Origin of the sequence: Microbacterium azadirachtae (assembly GCF_025583665.1) — a bacterium.
GTDB lineage: Bacteria > Actinomycetota > Actinomycetes > Actinomycetales > Microbacteriaceae > Microbacterium > Microbacterium azadirachtae.
On record NZ_CP099706.1, the window covers coordinates 3,151,641 to 3,175,805 of the forward strand.

Genomic DNA, 24,165 nt, shown 5'->3' on the forward strand with positions numbered 1-24,165 from the left:
GAAAGGATCCTCATGACCCACGCCCGCATCACCGTCGACCGCGACTTCACGATCGCCGAGGTGCCGCGCCGCCTGTTCGGCCAGTTCGTCGAGCACATGGGCCGCTGCGTCTACACCGGCATCTACGAGCCCGGCCACCCGGCGGCGGACGCCCGCGGATTCCGCACCGACGTGCTCGAGCTCGTGCGCGAGCTCGGCCCGACGGTCGTGCGCTACCCCGGCGGCAACTTCGTCTCCGGGTACCGCTGGGAGGACGGGGTCGGCCCCGTCGCCGATCGCCCGGTGCGCATGGACGGCGCCTGGCACACGATCGAGACGAACGCGTTCGGCCTGCACGAGTTCATGGACTGGTCGCGCGAGGCCGAGGTCGAGGTCATGGAGGCCATCAACCTCGGCACCCGCGGCGTCGAGGAGGCCAGGGCGCTCGTCGAGTACGCCAACCACCCCGGCGGCACGTACTGGTCGGACCTGCGCCGCCGCAACGGCGCGGAGGATCCGTTCGGGATCAAGCTGTGGTGCCTCGGCAACGAGCTGGACGGCCCCTGGCAGATCGGGCACAAGACCGCGCACGAGTACGGACGCCTCGCCCAGGAGACGGCCAAGGCGATGAAGCTCGTGGACCCTGAGATCGAGCTCGTCGCGGTCGGATCGTCGAACCGGCAGATGCCCACCTTCGGCACCTGGGAGCACACCGTGCTCACGCACGCGTACGAGGAGGTCGACTACATCTCCATGCACGCGTACTACCGCGAGCAGGACGGCGACGCGGCCTCGTTCCTCGCCGAGGGCGTGGAGATGGACACGTTCATCGACGGCGTCATCTCGACGATCGACGCCGTCAAGGCCGCCGGCAAGCACAGCAAGCAGGTGAACATCTCGTTCGACGAGTGGAACGTCTGGGACTTCGACCGGTTCAACGACGTCGAGGAGGGCGAGGTGGCTGCGGCCGGCTGGCGCGAGCACCCGCGGCTCATCGAGGACACCTACACCGTGACCGACGCGGTCGTCGTCGGCACCTTCCTGCACAGCCTGCTGCGCCACGGCGACCGCGTGAAGATCGCCAACCAGGCGCAGCTCGTCAACGTGATCGCCCCCATCCGCTCCGAGGAGGGCGGCCCCGCCTGGCGGCAGACCATCTTCTGGCCGTTCGCGCGGATGGCGCGGATGGCGAAGGGCCGGATCCTGCGGCTCGCGATCTCGTCGACCAAGGGCGAGACGGCCCGGTTCGGCGATGTGGACGAGGTCGACGCCGTGGCGACGTGGGACGAGTCGTCGGGACGGCTCGCGCTGTTCGTCGCGAACCGCTCGCTCGCGTCGGAGGCCACGGTCGACCTCGACCTGCACGGCCTGCGGGCGACCGCGGTGCGCTCGGCCGAGGTGCTCACGGTGCCCGACGACGGAGACCGCCTCACGGCGAACGTCGAGCACGCGCCGGATGCGGTCGGGCTGCGGCCGCTCGACGGCGTCGCGATCGACGACGGCGCGGTCCGCCTCACGCTGCCGGCCCTGTCGTGGTCGGCGGTGGAGTTCGAGGTCGCCCGCGGCTGACCCTCTGGGTCGTCGAGCGCCCCGGAGGCGAGACGAGACGCGGTGCTCCTGCGAGGGCACCGCGTCTCGTCTCGGTCGCCTCCGGCGGCGTCGCTCGACACCCCGAGGAGGGACTCAGCCCAGGGGGTCGGCCAGCAGGCGCGCGAAGGCGGCGTCGGCGGCGCCGATCAGCAGCCGGTCGGCGCCGAGCGCGGCCGCGGAGATCGCCAGCCCCTCGGCCGACGCGGCGAGCGCACGCCGGCGCACGTCCTCGTCGAAGGCGTCCGGATCCAGATCCCGCAGGATCGCCAGGAAGCCGCCCAGCACGATCATCGCCGGGTTGAGCACGTTGACGGCGTTGCCCAGGGTCGCCGCGAGGATCCGGCGCTGCCGCGCGGTCTCGTCCATCGCGGCGCGGTCGGTCGACGCGGTCAGCGCCGCGCGCAACTCCGCGTCGTCGGGTGCCGTGAGCCCCGCGGCCTGCACCAGGCGCGCCCGGTTGACCTCGTCCTCCAGCACCCCGCCGTCGACGCGGCGGTCTGCGACGTCGGCCACGCTGGCCGCCGTCTGCCCCCACTCGCCCGCATAGCCGCCGACGCCGCCGATGAGCCGCCCGTGCAGGATGAGCCCGCCGCCGATGCCGCTCGCACCGCCGTTGAGGTAGACGACATCCTCATGCTCCCTGGCTGCACCGAAGAGCCGCTCGGCCCGCGCGCCGAGAGACGCGTCGTTGCCCACCACGACGTCGACGCCGAGGGCCGCCGCGAGCGGGCCGGCGATGTCGGCGTCGCGCCAGTCCAGGTGCGGGGCGAACCGGACGAGGCCGTCCGAAGCCCGCACCAGGCCGGGCACCGCAAGACCGACGCCCTCGATGCGCACGCCGTGCAGCGCGCCGTCGCGCCAGCCGTCCACGACGCGGGCGACGATCTCGACGACGTCGGCGACGCCGGGCTGCTCGACGGGGATCCGCACCCGCTCGCGCACCGCGCCGCCCAGCGCGACGGCCCCGAGCTCGACGGCGTCGATCTCGGGGTTGACGCCGATGGCGACCACGCCGGGGCTGGCTGCGACCATCGGCGAGGGGCGGCCCACGCGGCGCGTGGGATCCGGCTCGTGTTCCTCCACCAGCCCGGCCTCGACCAGTCGCCCGACCAGGTCCGAGACGGTGGAGCGGTTCAGGCCCGTCTCCGCCGTGATGACGGCGCGGGACCGCGGGCCGGAGTGGTGCACGAGGCGGAGGACCTCGGCGAGGTTGGTGCGCCGCACCCCCTCGACGGTCGTCGCGCGTTCGTTCATCCGGCGTCTCGCTTCCTGCACGCGGTGGGACTCCAGGCTACCGATCGCCGTGGTCCGCCTGCGCAGGCGCGTATGCGAAACGCGTGATGCGCACTTCGCCGCTCGGTTCGGCGCCCGCGCTCGTGGCGTACGCCCCGATCCAGAGCCCGAGGAAGCCACCGGTGGCCGAGGCGTCCAGGTCGCGCCCGTCCGCCGACTCCAGGTCCCGCCCTGCATGCCGGAACGCGTAGTCGTATCCGCGCCCGCTGACGACGAGCTCCACCTCCGGCGCCTCCGCCGGCGCCCCGTGATCGCGCCGCAGCACCTCGCCGCCGAGGCAGCGCTCGGACGTGAGCCGGAGCCCGTCCGGGGTGCGGGTGACGGCGACCGCGACGTGGTCCCGCTCGGACTGCCGCAGCACGACCCCCGCGCTCTCGCCCTCGGCGAGCCGGCGCACGTCCAGTGTGCAGCGCACGTCGACGTCGGCGTGCTGCTGCCTCACGCCCAGGAACGCGGGCGCCGACGGATCGTGCAGCGACGCGGCGCGCACCGGAAGCCGCCAGACGTCGCCCTCCGCGATCGCGACCTCGGCCGGCAGGGCGCGCAGCGCCGTCCACCGGGGGTCGGCGGGGGCGACGACGCCGGCGACGCGGTCGTCCGGCTGCCATGAGCCGGCACGCGGCGCGTCGGTCGCCCAGGGGATCGCGACCGCGCTCGGCAGCCGCCCCTCTCCGGGGGCGAAGACCGGCCAGCCGTCCTCCCACACGACAGGGCAGAGGAAGGTCTCCCGGCCGAGCGGGTAGTGCCGTCCGTCGTCGGCGCGCATCGCGAGCATCACGGCGAACCAGGATCCGTCCGCCGCCTGCACGAGATCCGCGTGTCCGGCGCCGATCACCGGGCTGGTCCGTCCCAGTTGCCGATGCGTGAACACCGGGTTCGCCCGGTCGCCGGCATAGGGTCCGGCGATGTCGTCCGCACGCGCCGCACTGACCGCGTGGTGGAACTCGGTGCCGCCCTCGGCCGCGATCAGCAGCCAGCGCCCGTCGACGCGGTACAGATGCGGCCCTTCGGCCCACACGGCACCGCGCACCGCGCCCCGCCAGATCACGTGCTCCGCACCCACGAGGCGGCGCTCGGCGGGGGCGTACTCGCGCACCCAGACCTCGGTCTGATCGTGCCATTCCGGGGCGGTCGCCAGTCGGGTGCCGTGCAGCCACACGCGTCCCTCGTCGTCGAAGGCGATCGACGGATCGATCCCCGCGGCGTCGAGCATCACCGGGTCGCTCCAGGGGCCCGCCGGGTCGCTCGCCGTCACCAGGAAGTTCCCGCCCCGGGACGCGTCGTCCCGGTCGACGAGCGTGCACACGACCCAGAACAGCCCGAGACCATGGCGGATGGTCGGCGCGTACAGCCCTCCGGAGGATCCGATCCCGTCGAAGTCGAGCATGCCCGGCCGATCGATCACATGCGCGACCGTCTCCCAGCGGATCAGGTCGCGGGAGCGCAGCACCGGAAGGCCTGGCAGGTACTCGAACGTGGAGGTGACGAGGTAGTACCACTCGCCCACCCGGCAGATCGACGGATCCGGATGACACCCGGGAAGGATCGGGTTCGCCGCCGCGATCACGCGACCGACACCGTCACCAGGCGGGCGTCGGCGGCGCCGACCGCGTGCACCTCGCCCGTCAGCACCACCGGGAGCGCCGCCGTGGCCGCTCCGGGAAGCGTCCGGCGCGCACGGGCGCGCTCATTCGAGATTGCCCCGCCGGTCACCCCGCCGAGCTCCGGCGCCGGGGCGGAGGCCTCGGCGTGGGCCGCGGCCCAGACGCGCACCTCCCCCGGCTCGACCACCCGGGTGAGCGTGCGATCGGAGAAGGCGAAGCGGGCGGCGGGCACGGTGAAGCGCAGCGTGCGGCGCTCCCCGGGATCGAGCTCGACGCGCGTATATCCGAGCAGCTGCGCCACCGGACGCGTGACGCTCGCCACGACGTCGCGCCCGTACAGCTGCACGACCTCGGCGCCACGGGCGGTGCCGGTGTTCGCCACCGTCACGGTCGCGATGAGGACGCCGTCGGTGCGGGCCTCGGCGGAGACGGCGAACCCCTCGTAGGCGAAGGTCGTGTAGGAGAGCCCGAAGCCGAACGGACGCAGCGGCGTCGGATCCGTCGACGTGACGTCCGAGGGGCCGCCGAGGATCGGGTGCAGGTAGCTGTACGGCTGCGCGCCTGCGGATCGCGGCAGGCTCACCGGCAGCCGCCCCGAGGGCGAGACGGCTCCGGTGAGCACGTCCGCGATCGCCGTGCCGCCCTCCTCCCCGGGGAAGAAGGCCTGCAGCACCGCACCGGGGCGGTCCTGGACGCCGTCGAGCGCCCAGTCGATCGCGTAGGGGCGACCGGAGAGCACGACCATGACGACGGGGGTGCCGGTGGCCACGACCCGCTCGACGAGCTCGCGCTGGACGCCCGGGAGATCCAGCGACTCCACGTCGTTGCCCTCGCCGACGGTCCCCCGCCCGAAGAGCCCCGCCTGGTCCCCGACGACGACGATCGCCACATCGGCGTCCGCGGCGGCGCGCTCGGCGTCGGCGAGCCCGGCGCGGTCGTCGCCGTCGACCTCGGATCCGCGCACGTGCACGACCTCTGCCCCCGGGAGAGCGGCGGCCAGCGCCTCGCGCACGGTGGGCATCTCGATCCCCAGCTCGTGATCGGGGTGGTGCGCGAGCACGTGGTTCGCGAACGAGTAGCAGCCCTGCAGCGCCTCCGTGCGGTCGGCGTTGGGGCCGATGAGCGCGATGCGCCCCGCTGTCGCGGCCAGCGGCAGGACGCCGTCGTTCGACAGCAGCACGAGGGATTCCGCGGCCAGCCGCCGCGCGACGGAGCGGTGCCGCGGGGTGTCGAGGTCGACCGCGACCGGGGCGTCGTCCTCGAAGACGCCGGGCTCGAGGAGTCCGAGCTGCTCCTTCTGGGCGAGCACCCGGATGACGGCGCGGTCGAGGTACGCCTCGTCGAGCGCACCGCTGCGCACCCGGCCCACCAGCGGCTCCAGATACGCGTCGCCGGAGGGCAGCTCCACGTCGATCCCGGCCCGCAGCGCGAGCTCGGCGGCCGCGCCCCGGTCGGCGGCGATCGCGTGCATGACCTCCAGGAACGCGATGGCGAAGTAGTCGGCCACCACGACGCCGTCGAAGCCCAGACGCTGCCGGAGGAGCCCCGTCAGCAGGGCCGGATCCGACGCGACCGGCACACCGTCGATCTCGGCGTAGCTGTTCATGACGCTGCGGACGCCGCCGTCCCGGATCGCCATCTCGAACGGCGGCAGGAAGACGTCGGCCACCTCGCGCGGCCCCGCCGACACCGGGGCGTGGTTGCGCCCGGCGCGGGAGCCCGAGTACCCGAGGAAGTGCTTGAGCGTGGCGTGCACCCCGGCGGACTGCAGGCCCTGGACGTACGCCGTCCCCACCGTGCCCACGAGGTAGGGGTCCTCGCCGATGCACTCGTCCACGCGCCCCCAGCGGGGGTCGCGCACCACGTCGAGCACCGGGGCGAGCCCCTGGTGGATGCCGAGCGTGCGCATCGACTCCCCGATGAGCGCACCCATCTCGGCGACGAGCTCCGGGTCGAACGAGGCGCCCCACGCCAGCGGCGTCGGGAAGGTCGCGGCCTTCCATGCGGCGAGCCCGGTCAGGCACTCCTCGTGCACGAGAGCCGGGATCCCGAGTCGCGTCTCGCGCTTCAGCCGGCGCTGCTCCTCCCAGAGCCACGCGGCGCGCTGCGCAGGCTCGACGGGCCGGGTGCCGTAGACGCGCGTGAAGTGGCCGATGCCCTCGCGGGTGATCTCGGCGAGCGTGTCGTGGCGTCCCGCGGCCGCCATCTCGTGCTGCAGGGGCGCCACGACCTCTCCGCCCTGATCGAGCCAGTATCCGACGAGCTGCGCGGCCTTCTCCTCGAGCGTCATCTCTGCGAGCAGCTCCCCCACTCGGGGGGAGGCGATCGGGAAGGCCGGGATCTCCTCCGTCGCGGCGACGGTCTCCAGGGACGTGTCCGAAGTCATGCTCAGCCCTTCACCGCGCCGGTCAGGCCGCCCACGATGCGGCGTTCGAAGAGGCTGAAGAAGATGAGCGCGGGCAGCATCGACAGCGAGGTGTAGGCGAGCACCCGGGCGGTGTCGACCGAGTACTGCGAGGAGAAGTTCTGCACGCCCAGCGGCAGGGTGAACAGGTTCGGATCGTTGAGGATGAACAGCGGCAGCATGTAGCCGTTCCAGGATCCGACGAACGCGAGGATGCCGACCGTCACGACGCCGGGCAGGCTGAGCGGGATCACCATCCGCCAGAAGAAGCCGAGACGGGAGGCCCCGTCGATCGCCGCCGCCTCCTCGAGCTCCTTCGGGATCGCCTTCAGGAACGGCACGAGGATGATGATCGTGCCGGGCAGCGCGAACGCGATCTGGGGCACGATGATCCCGGCCAGGCTGTTCACCAGTCCGAGGTTGCGGATCAGCAGGTACAGCGGCGTGATCGCGACGGTGACGGGGAACATCAGCCCCGCGGCGAACAGCGAGTACATCACCGGCTTGGCGGCGAACTCGTACCTCGCGAGCACGTACGCCGCCATCACGCCGAGCAGCACCGCGCCGAGGGTCGTGCCGATCGCCACGATCGTCGAGTTGAGCAGGGCGGTCCAGAACTCGGATCCCGCGAGCACGTCGGAGTAGTTGGCGAACTGCCAGGGCGCCGGGAAGCCGGACGGGTCCTTCGTGATCTGCGAGTTCGTGCGGAACCCGCCGATGATGATGTAGAGCACCGGCGTGATGCAGATCGTCACGAGCACGATCGCGATCAGGTAAAGCCCGGGGCTCCCCCACGGGGCCTTCTCGGAACGGCGTTCGCCGCGGCGGCCGCGCGGCTGCACGATGGCCGTGGTGCGGAGGGTGTCGGTGGTCATCGTCGGGCCTTTCCGCTGTCGCCGGTCAGGGCGCCGTCGGTGTCGCGCCGCAGCACGAAGCGCTGGTAGATCAGGGCGACGACGAGCGTGATCAGGAAGAGCATCACGGCCACCGCGTTGCCGAAGCCGTAGCTGCCGGCCAGATGCCCGTTCTGGTACATGTAGGTCGCCATCGTCGAGGTGCCGGCCGTGGCGGAGATGTACTGACCCCAGATGATGTTGACGAGGTCGAACAGCTGCAGGGCGCCGATGATCGACAGGAATGCCCAGATCCGGATCGTCGGCCCCAGCAGCGGCACCGTGATGTTCCACTGGATCTTCCAGAACCCGGCGCCGTCGATCGCCGCCGCCTCGAAGAGCTCCTCCGGGATGGACTGCATCCCCGCGAGCATGAGGATGACCGCGAAGCCGATGTACTTCCACGTGATGATGATCATCAGCGTCCACAGCGCGAGCTTCGGATCCGCGAGCCACGAGTGCTGCAGGAAGCCGAGCCCGAGCTTGCCGAGCAGCGAGTTGAGCGCTCCCGTGTCCTGCATCATCAGGTTCCAGCCCGTGCCGACGATGACCTCGGAGATCACGTACGGCACGAAGATCAGCACGCGGATCAGCGACCGCCCGCGGAACTTCTGGTTCAGCAGCAGGGCGAACAGGATCGCGATCGGCCCCTGCAGCACGAGCGAGAGCACGACGATCGCGAAATTGTGCACGACCGCATCGCGGAACGTGTGGTCCTGCCACATGTGGACGTAGTTGTCGAGGCCGACGAACTGCGTCGGCCAGCCGAAACCGTTCCACTTGAAGAAGCCGTAGACGGACGCCATCCCCACGGGGAGGATGACGAATCCGACGAACATCAGCAGGGCGGGTCCCGAGAGCAGCGCGATCTCGCCGCGCTTGCGCCAGTCGGCGCGTGCTCGCCGCACCGGGGCCGGGGAGGCCCCGGTCCCGGTGCGGCGGCTGCTCTCAGGCACGGCCCCGGCCATCACCTGGGTGCCGGTCATCGCTCTCGCTCAGCCCCTCGCCGCAGCGTCGGTGATCTTCTGGATGAGCGTCTTCGGGTCGCCCTGGCCGGCGAGCATCTCGACGACGCCCGTGTTCAGCGCGTTGCCCACGTTCTGCCCGAGCGCCGTGTCGAGCCAGAGCGCCACATAGGGCGCGTTGGCGTAGGCCTCCATCAGGGGCTTCAGCGAGGCGTTGTCGACGGCGCCCTTGGCGTCCTGGTTGGCCGGGATGGTCTGGAACGCGTGGGCGTAGTTCTCCTGCTGCGCCTTCGACGCGACGAAGTCGAGGAACTTCTCGCAGGACGACGGAGACTTGTCGGAGCAGGAGTACCCGTCGACGCCGCCCATCATCGCGCCGGGCTCGCCCTTGCCCCCGGAGACCTCGGGGAACGGGAACCAGTCGAGGTCGGCCAGCGGCTTCTGATCCGGGGTCAGGCTCGCGATCACACCCGGATCCCAGGCGCCCATGAGCTCCATCGCCGCCTTGTGGTTGGCGACCAGACCGGCGGAGGAGTTCGCGCCCTGCTGGGCCGAGGTGGTGAGGAAGCCCTCGTTGAACGGCTCGACCTGCGCGAACTTCTGCAGGTTGTCCGCCGCGGTCAGCCAGCAGCCGTCCTTGAAGTCCTTCTTGGTGGCGAGGTTCGTGATGAGGTCCTTGCCGCAGGCGCGCACCGCGAAGAAGTAGTACCAGTGCGCGGCCGGCCAGGCGTCCTTCCCGCCGAGGGCGATCGGGGCGATGCCGGCGGCCTTGAGCTTGACGATGGCCGCCTCGAGGTCGTCCATGGTCTTCGGCGTCTCGGTGATGCCTGCCTTGGCGAAGAGATCCTTGCTGTAGAAGAGGCCTCCCGGCAGCACCGCCATGGGCACGCCGTACAGCTTGCCGTCGACGCTGAACGCGCTCAGCGCCGCGTCTCCGATCGCCTTCTTGACGTCGGGATCGATCTTGTCGCTCAGATCCTTGACCTTGCCGGCCGCGACGACGTCGGCGAGCTTGCTGCCGCCGCGCGCCATGAAGACGTCGGGCATGTCGCCGGAGTTGACGGCGGTCTGCAGCTTGCCGTCCATGTCCTCGTTCTGGATCGAGGTGACCTTCACGGTGACGTCGGGGTTGGCCTTCTGGAATGCGGCGGCCGCGTCCGTCCAGAACTTCTTGCCGTCGCCGGTGGTCGAGTTCTGCCACACCGTCAGCGTCTGCTTGCCGCCGCCGTCGCCGCTGCCGGAGCCTCCGGAGCAGCCGGTGAGGGCGATCGCCCCTACCGCTGCGAGCGCCACGGCGGCGGTCAGAACCTTGCGGATCTTCATGCTGTGTTTCTCCTCATCGTCGAGTTCCAGCACCGAGTCGATAATTTGTTGTCGACTACAGCGAATGTGCCGTCGGCCTACTCTGACATCCGGATCCACCGCATGTCAAACGATATCGATAACGTTTTCGCTCGGTATATTGGGCCGATGAGCCGCCGCATCACGATTCACGACGTCGCGCACGCTGCAGGTGTCTCCGTCGCGACCGTTTCGAAGGCGATCAACGGTCGCGACGGCGTCTCGCGCACGACGCTCGAGCACGTGCAAGAGGTCGTGGCACGACTCGGATACGAGAGCTCACTGGTCGCCACCTCCATGCGCCGGCGCAGGACCGACGTGATCGGCGTGCTCGTGGCCGAGTTCGAACCCTTCGCCGTGCAGCTGCTGCAGGGGGTGTCGGCCGCACTGCAGGGTACTCGCTTCGACGTGCTCGCCTATGCGGGGAGCGTGTCGGCGGGCGAGCACCTCGGCTGGGAGCGGCGGTCGCTCTCACGCCTCGGCGGGACGCTCATCGACGGCGCCATCGTGGTCACCCCGACGACCATGCCCGTCGACGCGAGCGTGCCGCTCGTCGCGATCGACCCGCAGGCGGAGCCGGACGGCACGGCCTCGGTGAGCGTGCACAACGCCGAGGGCGCCTTCGCCGCCACCACGCACCTGATCTCCCTGGGCCACCGCCGCATCGCACATCTGCGCGGCCGCACCGATCTGGAGTCGGCCCACCAGCGCGAGGACGGCTACCGGCGCGCGCTCGACGCCGCGGGGATCCCCTTCGACCCGGCGCTCGTCGTCGACGGCGGGTACCGCACCGCGAGCACGACCGCGGGCGCGCACGCCCTGCTGGATCTGGCCGCGCCGCCGACGGCGGTGTTCGCCGCGAACGACCAGTCCGCGATCGAGATGATCCGCGTCGCGGCCGCGCGCGGCCTGAGCGTCCCTCAGGATCTGTCCGTGGTGGGCTTCGACGACGTGCCCGAGGCCGCCGCGCACGTCCCGCAGCTGACGACCGTGCGCCAGCCCCTCACCGAGATGGGCACCGAAGCCGTGCGACTGCTGCTGGCGATGCTCGACGGCGCCCCGCGCGAGCACGTGCGGCTGCCGGCCGAGCTGATCGTGCGCGCCTCCACGGCCGCCCCCCGCTGACCCTCCTGCACCGCAGGAGCGCGCCGCGACCACCGCGCAGGGACGTTGCGCCGACTCGACCTCGCTGATATGTTCGCTGCTACAACATTTCACCGACGTCGCTGAAGGCGGTTCACCATGTCACTCACCCCCACCCGCGAGGACAAGTTCTCGTTCGGTCTCTGGACCGTCGGATACAACGGCGCCGACCCGTTCGGCGGCCCGACCCGCCCGGCTCTGGACGTGGTCCACGTCGTCGAGAAGCTCGCGGAGCTCGGCGCCTACGGCCTGACCTTCCACGACGACGACCTGTTCGCGTTCGGATCCACCGAGGCCGAGCGCCAGACGCAGATCGACCGCCTGAAGGGGGCGCTGGCCGACACCGGCCTCGTGGTGCCGATGGTGACCACCAACCTGTTCAGCGCACCGGTCTTCAAGGACGGCGGCTTCACCTCGAACGACCGCGCCGTGCGCCGCTTCGCACTGCGCAAGGTGCTGCGCCAGCTCGACCTCGGCGCCGAGCTGGGCGCCCAGACGTTCGTCATGTGGGGCGGCCGCGAGGGCGCGGAGTACGACTCCGCCAAGGACATCCGCGCCGCGCTGGAGCGCTACCGCGAGGCCGTGAACCTCCTCGGCGACTACGTGACCGACAAGGGCTACGACATCCGCTTCGCGATCGAGCCGAAGCCGAACGAGCCCCGCGGCGACATCCTGCTCCCCACCCTCGGCCACGCCCTCGCGTTCATCGACTCGCTCGAGCGCCCCGAGCTCGTGGGCCTCAACCCCGAGGTCGGCCACGAGCAGATGGCGGGGCTCAACTTCGCCGCCGGCATCGCACAGGCGCTGTACCACGGCAAGCTCTTCCACATCGACCTGAACGGCCAGCGCGGGATCAAGTACGACCAGGATCTCGTCTTCGGGCACGGCGATCTGCACAACGCCTTCGCGCTCGTGGACCTGCTCGAGAACGGCGGCCCCGGCGGGGTCCCCGCCTACGACGGCCCGAGGCACTTCGACTACAAGCCCTCCCGCACCGAGGACGAGACGGGCGTCTGGGACTCGGCGAGCGCGAACATGCGCACCTACCTGCTGCTGAAGGAGCGCGCCGCGGCCTTCCGCGCCGACCCGGAGGTGCAGGAGGCGCTCGCCGCCGCCCGCGTCGACGAGCTCTCCACGCCGACGCTGGCCGAGGGCGAGGGCTATGCCGGGCTGCTGTCGGACGCGTCCGCCTACGAGGACTTCGACGCGAACGCCTACTTCGGCGCCCAGGGCTTCGGCTTCGTGCGCCTGCAGCAGCTCGCGACCGAGCACCTCCTCGGGGCCCGCTGACACCCGCGCTCCCCCGGGCACCGAGACCCCCTCCGAGCGCCGAAACCCCCGCGCAGATGCGCTGCGCAGAGGGGGTCTCGGCGCCCGGGAGGGGTCTCGACCCCTCGAACTCCACGGAAGGAAGCTGACATGACGCTGGTGATGGGCGTGGACTCGTCCACGCAGTCGTGCAAGGTCGTGGTGGTCGACACCGCGTCCGGATCCGTCGTGCGCACCGGGCGCGCAGCGCATCCGGACGGCACGGCGGTCGACCCCGAGGTGTGGTGGCGCGCGCTGAACGCCGCGATCGCCGACGCGGGCGGCATGGACGACGTCGACGCCTGGTCGGTCGGCGGCCAGCAGCACGGGATGGTCGTGCTCGACGACTCCGGATCCGTGATCCGCGACGCCCTGCTGTGGAACGACACCCGCTCGGCCGGCGCCGCGGAGGAGCTCATCGCGGAGTTCGGCGCCACCGCGCTCGCCGCGCGCACGGGTCTCGTGCCGGTCGCGTCGTTCACCATCACCAAGCTGCGCTGGCTGCGCGACGCGGAGCCGCAGAACGCGGCACGCGTGGCCGCCGTCGCGCTGCCGCACGACTGGCTGACCTGGCGCCTGCGCGGCTACGGACCGGCCGGGGTCTCCGCGCGCGGACCGGTGCTGGACGAGCTCGTCACCGACCGCTCCGACGCCAGCGGCACCGGCTACTGGAATCCGGCCGACGGCGGCTACGACCGCGAGCTGCTCACGGCGGCGCTCGGCCGCGACGCGGTCCTGCCGCGGGTGCTGGGTCCGGCCGAATCGGTCGCGGACGCGGCCGGCCGGCGCGTCGCCCCGGGCGCCGGGGACAACGCCGCGGCGGCGCTCGGCCTCGGCGCGGAGCCGGGCGACGTCGTCGTGTCGATCGGCACGTCGGGCACCGTGTGCGCGATCAGCCGCGCGCCCATCGCCGACCCGTCCGGCACCGTCGCGGGGTTCGCCGACGCGACCGGGCGCTTCCTGCCGCTCGTCGCGACGTTGAACGCCGCGCGGGTGCTCGACGTCACCGCCGCCCTGCTGGGCGTCGGGCACGACGAGCTCAGCGACCTCGCACTGCACGCGCCGGCGGGCGCCGGCGGCCTCACCCTGCTGCCGTACTTCGAGGGCGAGCGCACCCCGAACCTCCCCGACGCGACCGCATCGCTGACCGGCATGACTCTGGCCTCGACCACGCGCGCCAACCTCGCGCGTGCCGCCGTGGAGGGGATGCTGCGCGGCCTCGGCGCCGGCCTCGACGCCCTCCGCGACCTCGGCATCCCCCTCGAGCGCGCCCTGCTCATCGGCGGGGGCGCGCAGTCCGAGGCGGTGCGCCGGATCGCGCCGGAGATCCTCGGCGTGCCGGTCGAGGTGCCGGCTCCGGGCGAGTACGTCGCCCTGGGGGCCGCCCGCCAGGCGGCGTCGGTCGTCGCGGGCCACTGACCGCGGACACTGCTGGCGGTGTCCCGGCGTCGCCTCCGGAGGCGCCGCCGGGGCATCCGCAACATCCGGGAAACACGGGATGCGTACACTCGGGGACGCCACAAGCACGCACTCCCCCGAAGGACCCACCCATGTCCGGTACGCCGTCATCCGCGCCCATCACCGTGTCGATCCGCCGCGAGGTCGATCCCACCCGCATCGCCGAGGCCACCGCCTGGGTGCAGACCGGGGTGAACCTCGCCAGCGCCCACCCGGGCTTCCTCGGATCCGGCTGGGTGCGCGACGGCGAGGACTCCCACCACTGGCACATGCTGTACCGCTTCACGGACGAGGCGGCGCTCGACGCCTGGGAGGCCTCGAGCGAGCGGGCGTGGTGGCTGTCGATGGGCGAGGGCTTCGTGCGCAGCGAGCGCACGAAGCGGCGCACCGGCATCGAGGGCTGGTTCGACGAGCCGTCCACCGAGACGATCTCGGTGCCCACCTCGACGGGCGCGACCACCGTGATGGTGGCCCCGTCGCCGCCGCGCTGGAAGCAGGCCGTGTCGATCTGGCTGGGCTTCTTCCCGGTGAACCTCGTCTTCACGTACCTGATGAGCCCGGTGCCCGGCTGGAACGGACTGCCGATCTGGCTGCGCGTGCTCACGACGACGGTCGTCCTCACGCCGATCATGACCTACTGGGTGCTGCCCTGGGTCACCCGCACGCTGCGGCACTGGCTGAACCGCTGACCGCCGCGGCGGGCGCGGTGCGTCAGCGCAGCGCCTCCTCCGGCTCCGGCACCGCTTCCGGATCCACGTCGTCCGCCACGGGCTCGCCGAGCTTCACGAGCACCACTCCGACCAGCACGAGCGCGCCGCCGATGGCCTGCAGCAGTCCCGGCAGCTGGCCCAGGAACAGCCAGCCGAACAGCAGCGCCGCGATCACCTCGGAGAGGGCGACGAACGAGGCGACACGAGACCCCAGCCGGCGCGTCGACACGATGCCGAGCACGTAGGCGAGCGCCGTGGCGACGACGCCGACGGCGAGCACGGGGACGAACCACGGCAGGGTGCCGAAGCGATAGGCGACGTCCTGGGTCGTCCACGTCATCGGCAGGATCCCGGCGACACCGGCGACGCTCAGCCCGAGCGCCCCGATCAGCAGCCCGAGCCCCGCCAGGGCGATGGGCGGGAGCCCGGTGTCGCCGCGTCCGGACAGCAGGAAGTAGGTGGCCGCGCCGACCATCGCACCGAGCGCCCACAGGATCCCCACGGGATCGATGCGGGAGCCGGTGAAGATCTCCAGCATGAGGATCAGCCCCACGAACGCGACCAGCGCGCCGATGATGCCGCGCACGCCTGGGCGTTCGCCGCGCCGCAGCCAGAGCCAGAGTACGACCGCGATCGGCGCCGTGTACTCGATGAGCAGGGCGATCCCGACGTCCATGACGGCGACGGCCTGGAAGAAGCACAGCTGCGCCGCGGTGACGGCGAGCAGCCCGTAGCCGACGATCATGCCGGCATTCCTGCGCACCGCGCCCCATCGCCCGCGGAGGGCGAGCAGGGTCGGCACGAGGAGGACGAGCGCGGCGACCCACATGCGGGCCGTCACGGCGGCCCCGGGGCTCCAGCCGGCGTCCATGAGCCCGCGCGCCCAAGCCCCGCTCATCCCGAAGGAGAGCGCCGCACCGAAGGCGAACACGAGCCCGGAGCGCACGCCCGTCGTCCGCATGTCATTCACCACCGTGCTCATGACATGTGACGTTACTCGGGGCGGATGTAAGATGTCAACATGATCTTCACCGATGACACCGAGGAGACGCTGCGGGCCGCGGTCTGGCTTGTCAACTCGGCTGAGGATCCGGACGCCCTCCTGTCGCCGAGCGACGAGGCGGACTTCCTCAGCGGATACGGGTACACCGGCCGGATCGACCGCGATCAGCCCGAGGTGGACGCGCTGCGGGCACTGCGCCCCCAGCTGCGGACGATGCTGCTCGCGCCGCGCGACGAGATGGCCGTCGCCGTGAACGAGGCGCTCGCGGGGGTCTCCCTGGCCCTGCGCCTCACCCGGCACGGAGCCATGGACTGGCACCTGCACGCGGTGGCCGACGACCGCCCCCTCGCCGAGCGCGTGCTCGTGGAGACGGCGATGGCACTCATCGACGTGATCCGCGCGGAGGAGGGATCCCGCATCTCGGTGTGCGCGGACGAGACCTGCGACGCGATCGCCCTCGACCTGTCGCGCAACCGCTCGAAGCGCTACTGCTCGACGACCTGCGCCAACCGCAACGCCGTCGCCGCCTATCGCGCCCGTCGCGCCGAGGCCTGATCCGGAGCATCCGCGGCACGACGCCCGGCGGCGGGACGGCCGAGGCGTGCGCCGGCCACCACACGGCTTCCGTGCCGCTGCTTCGTCGACCCCGCGGGAAAACGCTTACTGAATGTGCGTTGATCGCTTCACAAACGATTATCGATTAGTGTATCGTCGCGGATGCCCCCCCACCCGCATCAGGAAGGATCAACGATGATCAAGGGCCGCCTCATCCCCGCCGCAGGCCTCGCCGCGCTCGCCGCCGTCGCCCTCGCCGGCTGCAGCACCGCCGCCGCGCCCTCGGGCTCCGACGCCACCGGCTCCTCGAAGGTGACGCTGCACGTGCTCGTCAACGTCACGCCCAACCTCACCGAGGACTACTGGAACTCCCTCGTCACGCCGTTCGAGAAGAAGAACCCGGACATCGACGTCGTCATCCAGAACCCCGGCGCCGAGGGCGTCGCGGCTGCGGTCCCGCGCCTGCTCGCCTCGGGCGACGCTCCCGACGTCGTGCAGTCGCTGGCCCCCACGGCCGAGCTCGCCCCCGAGCTCGTGGACCTGTCGAAGTACGCCTGGGCCAAGAAAGGCCCGCTCGCCGACCAGTACTCGATCGACGGGAAGAACTACATGGCGGGAATCGGCGTGCAGCTGCAGAGCCTCGTCTTCTACAACAAGAAGGCGTTCAGCGACGCGGGCATCGCCGCCCCTCCGAAGACGGTCGACGAGCTCACCGAGGACCTCGGCAAGATCAAGGCCGCCGGCTGGCAGGTGCCCGTGCAGACTGGCGGCGACTGGATGACCAGCCACACGCTCCAGGTACTCGGGCTGCCCACGATCGTGTCTCAGGATCCGAAGTTCTACCAGGAGATCTCCGCGGGCAAGACCACGTTCAGCAAGGCATACGGACCGGCGGTCGAGACCTATGCGGAGTGGGTGTCGAAGGGGTACATCCCCAAGGAGGCCCTGGGCATCAAGTACCCCGACGCCGAACAGGCGTTCCTCAGCGGCAAGAGCGCGATCTACCCCATGGGCAGCTGGTTCGTCGGGTCCCAGGCCAAGGCGGCCGACTCCGCCGACATCGGCGTGTTCCGCGCCCCGGCCGAGAAGGCCTCGGAGGCCCCGGCGATGGGCGCGAACATCGCGAGCCCCTACTCGATCCTGAACACGAGCAAGAACCAGGAGGCCGCGGCCAAGCTCATCGAGTACCTCACGACCGACAAGGCCGCCGTCGCGTCGCAGCTCAAGGTCGACGGCAACTACCGGGACGGCTACACGTACGAGATGAGCCCCCTCGGCGAGGAGCTCCAGAAGATCGTGTCCGACACCAAGGCGTCCTCGTATACCCCGACCGGCGGCGGCTACGGCGAGCGCACCATGCCGACCGGGTACTCCGGCGAGATCAACACCCAGACCCAGGCGCTGCTGGGCGGCGCCCCGGCGGCCGACGTGCTCAAGAGCATGGACGACTGGTTCGCCGCGAACGCGGGCTGACGCCGGGGGCGATGAGATCGTGACGATCACGCGTTCCTCCGGGGGCGGGACGGCTGCGGCCGCCCGTCCCCGGGACCCCGCGGCCGAGGAGGAGAGCAGGAGCAGCGCCGCCCGAGCCGCGACGACCACCCGGGGCCCCCGCAGAGTGAGCACGGCGCGCCGCCTGCAGCGCGCGCTCCCCGGCTTCCTCATGAGCGCCCCGGCCGTGGCCGTGTTCATCGCGATGTTCGTGATCCCGATGATCCTGGCCTGCGTGCTGAGCTTCACGAACTGGAACGGCTACAGCCTGCGCTTCACCTTCATCGGCTGGGAGAACTACATCCACGCGTTCCGCAACCCGCGCTCCGCACAGGCGGCCCTGTTCACGGGCGTGATCGCGGTCGCCGGCACGATCCTGTGCAACGGAGTCGGTCTGGCGATCGCGGCGCTGATCTCCGGATCCGGTCGCGCGAACGCGCTGCTGCGCACCGTCTTCTTCTACCCCTATGTGATCAGCGGCCTGATCATCGGGTTCCTCTGGTCGGCGATGCTGGCCCCGCAAGGCGCGGTGAACGGCGTCCTCGGGGCGATCGGCCTCGGACCTCTGCCGTTCCTCACGGATCCGACGTTCGCCAAGGCGAGCGTGATCCTCACGATCGTGTGGTCGCACTTCGGCTTCAACATGATCCTGTTCCTCGCCGGCATCAAGTCCGTGCCCGCGGAGTACTACGAGGCGGCGACGGTGGACGGGGCGAGCCGCGGAGAGCAGTTCCGCAGCATCACGTTCCCCCTGATCGCCCCCGTGTTCACCGTGAACCTGGTGCTCACGCTCGTCGGCCTGCTGAAGGCGTACGACGTCGTGCTGGCGCTCACCGACGGCGGGCCCGCGGGCTCGACGCAGACCATCGTCTACCAGATCCTCAAGGACTCGTTCGCCCGCTCGGCGCTCGGCCTCGGCGCCGCGCAGTCCGTCATCCTGCTCATCGTCACGGCGGCGGTCGGGCTGGCCGTGACCCTCATCCGCCGCCGAGCCGAGCAGAAGGTCGTGGACGACTGATGAGCACCGCCACCAGCCTCAACCCGGCGGTGCGCCCGCCGTCCTCCCGCGGCCGCGTCCGCCGTTCCGCGGGGCGCACGCGGGCGCCGCTCCTGGCCCGTCTCGCGCGCGGGATCGTGCTGACGGCCGTCGCGGTCGTCATGATCGTGCCGCTGTACACGATGGTGATCAACGCCTTCAAGCCGCAGAAGGAGATCATCGAGAACCCGCTGCTGATCACCCCGCAGAGCTTCACCCCCGAATTCCTCTGGGCCGCCATCACGAGCAGCAAGTTCAACGTGATCGCCGCGTACGGCGTGACTCTCCTGTTCGTCGTGCTCGTCAACGTGTGCTGCATCCTGCTGTCGGCCCCGGTCGCGTACGTGATCGCGCGGGGACGCTCGAAATGGCACATGGGACTGCTGCTGCTGTTCGTGTCCGGCCTGTTCATCCCGGGTCAGGTCACCCTGATCCCCGTGGTGTTCGTGCTGCGCGTGCTCGGGCTCATCAACACGATCCCCGGATTCATCCTGTTCGAGACGGCGGCCACCCTCCCGGTGACGATCTTCCTGTTCTCCGCCTACCTGCGGTCGGTGCCGCGGGACATCGACGAGGCCGCGGCGCTCGACGGCGCCGGACGCATCCGCGCCTTCTGGACGTGCATCTTCCCGATCATGCGCCCGGTCGTCGCGACGATCGTGGTGCTGAACTCGATCGGGGTGTGGAACGACTTCGTGAGCCCGCAGATCATCCTCGGCCCGAGCTCGGGGATCTACACCGTGACGACCGGCGTGTACGCCGCGGTCGGGGAGTTCTCCACCGACTACACACAGGTGTTCCCGACCCTGCTGCTCGCCATCGCCCCCGCGCTGGTCTTCTTCGTCCTCATGCAGAGGCACATCATCGGCGGCCTCGCCGCCGGAGCCACGAAGGGCTGACGATGACCCATCTGATCACCTCGCCGCTGCGCGCGATCCCCGCCTGGGCCGTGCTGCAGCGCCGCCTGTTCGACGAGGTCGAGGACGCCAGGCGGCTGTTCGCCGAGCGGTACACCCTGCCGGACGGACGGCTCCGCGGCGTCGCGGAGTTCGAGGACCGCGACGGCGTGGACGACCTGTACGAGCCGTTCTTCAACTGGCCCGCGTTCTACCTCCTCGGAGGCGCGGACGCGGCGCTCGCCGACGCCAAGCGCTGCTGGGAGGGCGTGACCGCCCAGCTCGCCGAAGCCGGCATGCTCACCGACGAGTACGAGAACGGCTACGACTGGTTCCACCAGGGCGAGTCGGTGCTGCTGTTCGCGGGCATCCGTGCAGCGGACCCCTCCGACGCGGTCTTCGCCGAGCGCGCGCGCCGCTTCGCCGCGCTCTTCACCGATCCCGCGCGCGGCAACTACGACGCCGAGCACAACATCATCCGCGCCCCGCACAACGGCGGGCTCGGCGCCCGTGCAGGCCTGGAGGATCCGCAGCCGGAGGGATCCCCGCTCGCCGGGCGGGTGCGCCCCTACTCCGCCGAGCGCGCGGAGATGCGCCCGTACGGGCTGCCGATCCAGGGGCTCGACGGGATCGCGGAATGGGACGATCTGGCCGACCCCGGCAACGCGCAGCGCATGGCGGACGAGATGCAGCGCCGCGCCGCCGGCGACGTCCCCGTGAACCTCGCCGCGACCTCGCTGCCCGTGCTGCGCTGGCTCGACGACGGGGACGAGGGATCCGCGGCCTGGATCCGCCGCTATGTCGAGGGGTGGGTTGCGCGCGCGGCGGCGAACGACGGCCTCGTGCCCGACAACGTCGGCCCCGACGGGACCGTCGGGGCCCTGCAGGACGGCCGCTGGTGGGGCGGTCACTACGGCTGGGCCTGGCCGCACGGCTTCCACTCGGTGGCCATGAGCGCCCTCATCGGCGCGATCAACCACTCCCTCGTCAGCGGCCGGGACGACGCCCTCGACCTGGTGCGATCCGCGCTCGACACGGTGCTGGCGCACGCGATCCCCGGATCCGTGGAGGACTCCGTCTACAGTCTGCGCGGGGGCTGGCGCGCCCGCCTGGGCGATGCCGCGTCGCGCCCCGGCCTGCTCGTGCCCTACCGTCACGGCATCGAGGGCTGGTTCGACTTCGGCCCGCTGCAGCTCGATGTGCCGGTGTGGCTGTGGTGGTGGAGCCGCACGCCGGCCGATCGCGCGCTGCTCGACCGCGCCCGCGCGGGGCTTCCCGAGGGGACCGACCTCGTGGCGCCGTTCCGCGACAAGGAGGAGGCGGGGCACGAGGCCGGCTGGATCGCGTTCCTGGACGGAGAGCTGCCCGACTACCCGGAGCGCGCCCTGGAGATGGCGCTGGGCCAGGTGTCGCGCCGGGTGGCGATGATGCTCGGCGACGACGCCGATCCCGACGCCGCGCACCTGCATTTCTGGCAGCGGGTCAACCCCGTGGTCACGGAGGTGCTCACGCAGCTCGTCGGCGGCGCTCCGCAGATGCTCTACAACGGCGGCCTCCCCTTCACCGCGCTCCGCTACGAGGACGTCGACCTCGGACGCCCCGGGCTCCCCCGCGACGTGGCCGCACTGGTGCACCGCATCGACGACGCGGGCGTCGGGCTGCGCCTGGTCAACACGTCCGTGGTGCGGTCCCGCACCGTGCGGGTCCGCGGCGGTCGCTTCGGCGCCGACCGGATCGTCCGGGTCAGCGCGACCGTCGAGACCCCTGGGTCCTTCCCCGGCGCGTCCGGCTCGTACCGCGCGGCGCAGAACCCGATGCGGACCGTCACGTGGGGCTGTGACGACGACCTCGTCGTCACCCTGCCGCCGGCGCACGTCGCCGACCTCGACCTGATCATCGCCCGCGGGGCAGGAACGCCCCGCCTCGACCCCGGAGGAGACGCATGAGCGCCGACCTGATCCGCCCCGACTTCGCCCTGCCCGTGCGCGGCGCGGCCTACGCCCGTCCGCCACGGGAGCTCGTGGAGGACTTCGGCGGCCTCTCCTCTGCCACCGCGTGCGCCAAGCTGCACGGTCTCGGGATCCGGCACAGCTACGTCGACGGGCCGGAGCCCCTCGCCGCCGGCAGCCGCGTGGTCGGATCCGCGCTCACCCTGCAGTTCATGCCGCAGCGCGAGGACATGGCCTCCGGGCAGGGCCAGGAGTACGCCGAGCGGCACACCGCGCTCTGGCACGTGCTCGAGGCCGTGCAGCCGGGCGACGTGCTCGTGATCCAGGCGTACGGCAGCCGCTTCTCCGGGTGCATCGGCGACATCCTCGCGCGCTACTTCGCGCGCAAGGGCGGCGCGGGGATCGTCGTCGACGGACGGATCCGCGACGCCGGCAGGATCCGCGAGCTCGGCATCCCGGTGTGGTCCACGGGCACGACGCCGCACTACGCGTCGCAGTCCGAGCTGGTGCCCTGGGCCTATGACGTGCCGGTGGCCGTGGGCGGCGCCCTGTGCATGCCGGGCGACCTCGTCGTCGCCGACGACGACGGCCCGGTGGTCGTGCCGCAGGCGATGGCGCGTCAGGTGATCGACTCGGCCCGCGACCACGAGGAGTGGGAGGTGTTCAGCCGCGCGCGCCTCGACGACGGCGCTCGCCTGAGCGATTACTACCCCCTCACCCCCGACACGCGCGAGGAGTACGAGGCATGGCGTTCCGTGCAGAGCTCCGTCCGCTGAATCCGGGGCCGGTCGGGGACGTCGCCCTGCGCGACGACCTCGGCCTCGGCTGCGCGCCCATCGGCAACCTCTACACGCCGGTCGCCGACGACGACGCCGTCGCCACGGTGCGCGCGGCGCTCGACGACGGGGTCCGCTTCTTCGACACGGCCCCGCACTACGGCGCCGGCGAGAGCGAGCGCCGGCTCGGGCTCGCCCTCCAGGGCGTGCCGCGGGACGACTACGTGATCGCGACCAAGGTGGGACGGCGGATCGTCGACGCCGTCGGGGATGCGGTCGCCGGATCCGCATCCGGGCACGACACCGTCGCCGACCTCAGCCGCGACGGCGTGCTCCGCAGCCTCGAGGCGAGCCTCGCGCGTCTGCGCACCGACCGGATCGATCTGCTGCACCTGCACGACCCGCTCGACGTCGACGCCGGCCTGGCCGGCGCCATGACCGCGCTCGTCGAGCTGCGGGACCAGGGCGTGGTGCGCGCGATCGGAGTGGGCATGGGCAGACTCGCCCCGCTGATCCGGTTCGCCGCCGAGGCCCCGGTCGACGTGATCATGGAGGCCGGGCGGCTCACCCTGCTCGACCGCACCGCCGAGGACGAGCTCCTGCCCCTCGCCGCGTCGCGCGGCATCGGCGTGATCGCGGCCGGCGTGTACAACACCGGGATCCTGGTCGCGCCGCAGACCGCGCCGTACTACGAGTACAAGCCCGCACCGCCGGAGCTCGTCGCCCGCGCGCTGGCGCTCCAGGACGCGTGCCGCGCGCACGGCGTCGAGCTCGCGACCGCAGCGGCGCGCTTCCCGCTGCGGCACGGCGCCGAGGGCGTGGTCATCGGCGCGCGCACCCCCACCGAAGTGGCCGCGTTCGTGCACGGCCGCGACGTGCGGATCCCGGACGCGCTCTGGTCCGGGCTCGATCGCATCGCCGCCCCGGGGACGGCCGTCTCCTGATGCGGATCGTCGACGCGCACGTGCATCTGTGGGACGTCGACGCACTGCCGCTCCCGTGGTTCCGCGAGGAGCTGGGGCTCCCCCGCCGCGCCCTGCCCGAGGATCTCGGCGCGCTGCTGCGCGCGACGGGCGCAGGCGCCGCGATCGCGGTGCAGGCGGCGGACTCGGTGGCCGAGGCCGACTGGCTCGCCGACGTCGCGGAGCGGGATCCGCTGGTGCGGCGCGCGGTGCTGCAGTACGTCCCCTTCCCCGGCGCGCCGCTCGGGCGCACCGCGACCGCGCCGGGTCCGTCGACGACGGGGATCCGGGCCGCCGTCCCGCAGTTCGCTCCCGACCTGTCCGATGTCGAGGGCCTGGACGCCCTCGCCGCCACGGCCGGGGAGGCGGGACTCGTCGTGGAACTGCTGCTGCGCCCCGAGCAGCTGCCGGGAGCCGCCGCCCTCGCCCGCCGCCACCCCGCCACGACGTTCGTCCTGTGCCACCTGGGGCTGGGCGCATCCGTGCCGGATGCGGGGTGGATCCGCGATCTCGTCACGGCCGCCGCCGCGCCGAACCTGTCCGCGAAGACCTCGGGCGTCGTGCACCCCTCGCGCTCGGCGGCGGAGCTGCGCCGCATCCTCGGCGCAGCGCTCGACGCGTTCGGCGCCGGTCGCCTGCTGCACGGCAGCGACTGGCCGATCTCGGCCCGGCACACGCCGTACGAGGCGGTCGCGGCACGGGTCGCCGAGGCGCTCCCCTCACTATCCGCCGCAGACGCCGAGGCGCTCTGGGCGGGCACCGCCGAGCGGCTCTACCGGCTCTGAGCGCCGACCCCGCGGCGCGGGGTC

Annotated in this window: 20 protein-coding genes; 13 read left to right on the top strand and 7 right to left on the bottom strand. The window is 71.9% G+C overall.

Annotated elements, in window-relative coordinates:
- Nucleotides 1-12: 12 nt before the first annotated feature.
- A complete protein-coding gene (arfA, locus tag NFX31_RS14940) occupies nt 13-1,548 on the top strand; it encodes an arabinosylfuranosidase ArfA (protein WP_045250939.1) in 1,536 nt (511 codons plus the stop codon).
- 114 nt (nt 1,549-1,662) lie between these two features.
- Here arfA and NFX31_RS14945 read toward each other — a convergent pair whose 3' ends face one another.
- From NFX31_RS14945 to NFX31_RS14970, 6 genes are read right to left on the bottom strand one after another with little or no spacing between them, the layout of a single operon-like run.
- Complete coding sequence (locus NFX31_RS14945; RefSeq protein ID WP_091479977.1) at nt 1,663-2,823, bottom strand: ROK family transcriptional regulator; 1,161 nt, start codon at nt 2,821-2,823, stop codon at nt 1,663-1,665.
- Between the two features lie 37 nt (nt 2,824-2,860).
- Nucleotides 2,861-4,429: a glycoside hydrolase family 43 protein gene (locus NFX31_RS14950; protein ID WP_262956079.1), complete on the bottom strand. Its 1,569-nt coding sequence runs from the start codon at nt 4,427-4,429 to the stop codon at nt 2,861-2,863.
- Entirely contained in the window at nt 4,426-6,852 is a 2,427-nt protein-coding gene (locus NFX31_RS14955) for a beta-xylosidase/alpha-l-arabinosidase (protein ID WP_420847416.1), read from the bottom strand. Before NFX31_RS14955 ends, NFX31_RS14950 begins: the two co-directional genes overlap by 4 nt.
- A gap of 2 nt (nt 6,853-6,854) precedes the next feature.
- Entirely contained in the window at nt 6,855-7,745 is an 891-nt protein-coding gene (locus NFX31_RS14960) for a carbohydrate ABC transporter permease (RefSeq protein ID WP_262956080.1), read from the bottom strand.
- Nucleotides 7,742-8,749, bottom strand: a complete 1,008-nt coding sequence (locus tag NFX31_RS14965) for a carbohydrate ABC transporter permease (protein ID WP_045250944.1) — start codon at nt 8,747-8,749, stop codon at nt 7,742-7,744. Before NFX31_RS14965 ends, NFX31_RS14960 begins: the two co-directional genes overlap by 4 nt.
- A gap of 9 nt (nt 8,750-8,758) precedes the next feature.
- Nucleotides 8,759-10,051 (bottom strand): extracellular solute-binding protein, encoded by a 1,293-nt coding sequence (locus tag NFX31_RS14970; protein WP_262956081.1) that lies wholly within the window; start codon nt 10,049-10,051, stop codon nt 8,759-8,761.
- A gap of 147 nt (nt 10,052-10,198) precedes the next feature.
- Between NFX31_RS14970 and NFX31_RS14975 the strand changes: the two genes are divergently transcribed.
- The 4 genes from NFX31_RS14975 (at nt 10,199) to NFX31_RS14990 (ending at nt 14,667) form a co-directional block, all read left to right on the top strand.
- Complete coding sequence (locus NFX31_RS14975) at nt 10,199-11,194, top strand: LacI family DNA-binding transcriptional regulator (RefSeq protein ID WP_262956082.1); 996 nt, start codon at nt 10,199-10,201, stop codon at nt 11,192-11,194.
- A gap of 117 nt (nt 11,195-11,311) precedes the next feature.
- Complete coding sequence (gene xylA, locus NFX31_RS14980; RefSeq protein WP_091480000.1) at nt 11,312-12,502, top strand: xylose isomerase; 1,191 nt, start codon at nt 11,312-11,314, stop codon at nt 12,500-12,502.
- Between the two features lie 129 nt (nt 12,503-12,631).
- Entirely contained in the window at nt 12,632-13,939 is a 1,308-nt protein-coding gene (gene xylB / locus NFX31_RS14985; protein ID WP_262956083.1) for a xylulokinase, read from the top strand.
- Between the two features lie 131 nt (nt 13,940-14,070).
- Complete coding sequence (locus tag NFX31_RS14990; protein ID WP_045250949.1) at nt 14,071-14,667, top strand: antibiotic biosynthesis monooxygenase; 597 nt, start codon at nt 14,071-14,073, stop codon at nt 14,665-14,667.
- A 22-nt stretch (nt 14,668-14,689) separates the two neighbouring features.
- Here the strand turns inward: NFX31_RS14990 and NFX31_RS14995 are convergent, their stop codons facing one another.
- Nucleotides 14,690-15,670, bottom strand: a complete 981-nt coding sequence (locus NFX31_RS14995) for an EamA family transporter (protein ID WP_262956084.1) — start codon at nt 15,668-15,670, stop codon at nt 14,690-14,692.
- A gap of 39 nt (nt 15,671-15,709) precedes the next feature.
- On the opposite strand from NFX31_RS14995, the gene NFX31_RS15000 reads away from it, so the two are divergent.
- The 8 genes from NFX31_RS15000 to NFX31_RS15035 all read left to right on the top strand — a co-directional run bounded on the left by NFX31_RS15000 (nt 15,710) and on the right by NFX31_RS15035 (nt 24,141).
- Nucleotides 15,710-16,246 carry a CGNR zinc finger domain-containing protein gene (locus NFX31_RS15000; protein WP_262956086.1) on the top strand — a complete coding sequence of 179 codons (537 nt, stop codon included), beginning with the start codon at nt 15,710-15,712 and terminating at the stop codon, nt 16,244-16,246.
- A gap of 195 nt (nt 16,247-16,441) precedes the next feature.
- Nucleotides 16,442-17,719, top strand: coding sequence for an ABC transporter substrate-binding protein (locus NFX31_RS15005; protein ID WP_262956087.1), 1,278 nt, complete (start codon nt 16,442-16,444; stop codon nt 17,717-17,719).
- Between the two features lie 19 nt (nt 17,720-17,738).
- On the top strand, nt 17,739-18,755 hold the full coding sequence (locus NFX31_RS15010) for a carbohydrate ABC transporter permease (protein ID WP_262956088.1): 1,017 nt from the start codon (nt 17,739-17,741) through the stop codon (nt 18,753-18,755).
- Nucleotides 18,755-19,672 (top strand): carbohydrate ABC transporter permease, encoded by a 918-nt coding sequence (locus NFX31_RS15015; RefSeq protein WP_045250954.1) that lies wholly within the window; start codon nt 18,755-18,757, stop codon nt 19,670-19,672. The genes NFX31_RS15010 and NFX31_RS15015 overlap by 1 nt, the downstream gene beginning before the upstream one ends.
- Before the next feature lie 2 nt (nt 19,673-19,674).
- Nucleotides 19,675-21,615 carry a DUF8034 domain-containing protein gene (locus tag NFX31_RS15020; protein WP_262956089.1) on the top strand — a complete coding sequence of 647 codons (1,941 nt, stop codon included), beginning with the start codon at nt 19,675-19,677 and terminating at the stop codon, nt 21,613-21,615.
- Entirely contained in the window at nt 21,612-22,394 is a 783-nt protein-coding gene (locus NFX31_RS15025) for an RraA family protein (RefSeq protein ID WP_045250956.1), read from the top strand. Before NFX31_RS15020 ends, NFX31_RS15025 begins: the two co-directional genes overlap by 4 nt.
- Nucleotides 22,364-23,338 carry an aldo/keto reductase gene (locus tag NFX31_RS15030; protein WP_262956090.1) on the top strand — a complete coding sequence of 325 codons (975 nt, stop codon included), beginning with the start codon at nt 22,364-22,366 and terminating at the stop codon, nt 23,336-23,338. The genes NFX31_RS15025 and NFX31_RS15030 overlap by 31 nt, the downstream gene beginning before the upstream one ends.
- The gene (locus NFX31_RS15035; RefSeq protein ID WP_262956091.1) at nt 23,338-24,141 is read left to right on the top strand and encodes an amidohydrolase family protein; all 804 of its coding nucleotides are present in this window, start codon (nt 23,338-23,340) and stop codon (nt 24,139-24,141) included. The genes NFX31_RS15030 and NFX31_RS15035 overlap by 1 nt, the downstream gene beginning before the upstream one ends.
- Nucleotides 24,142-24,165: the final 24 nt, after the last annotated feature.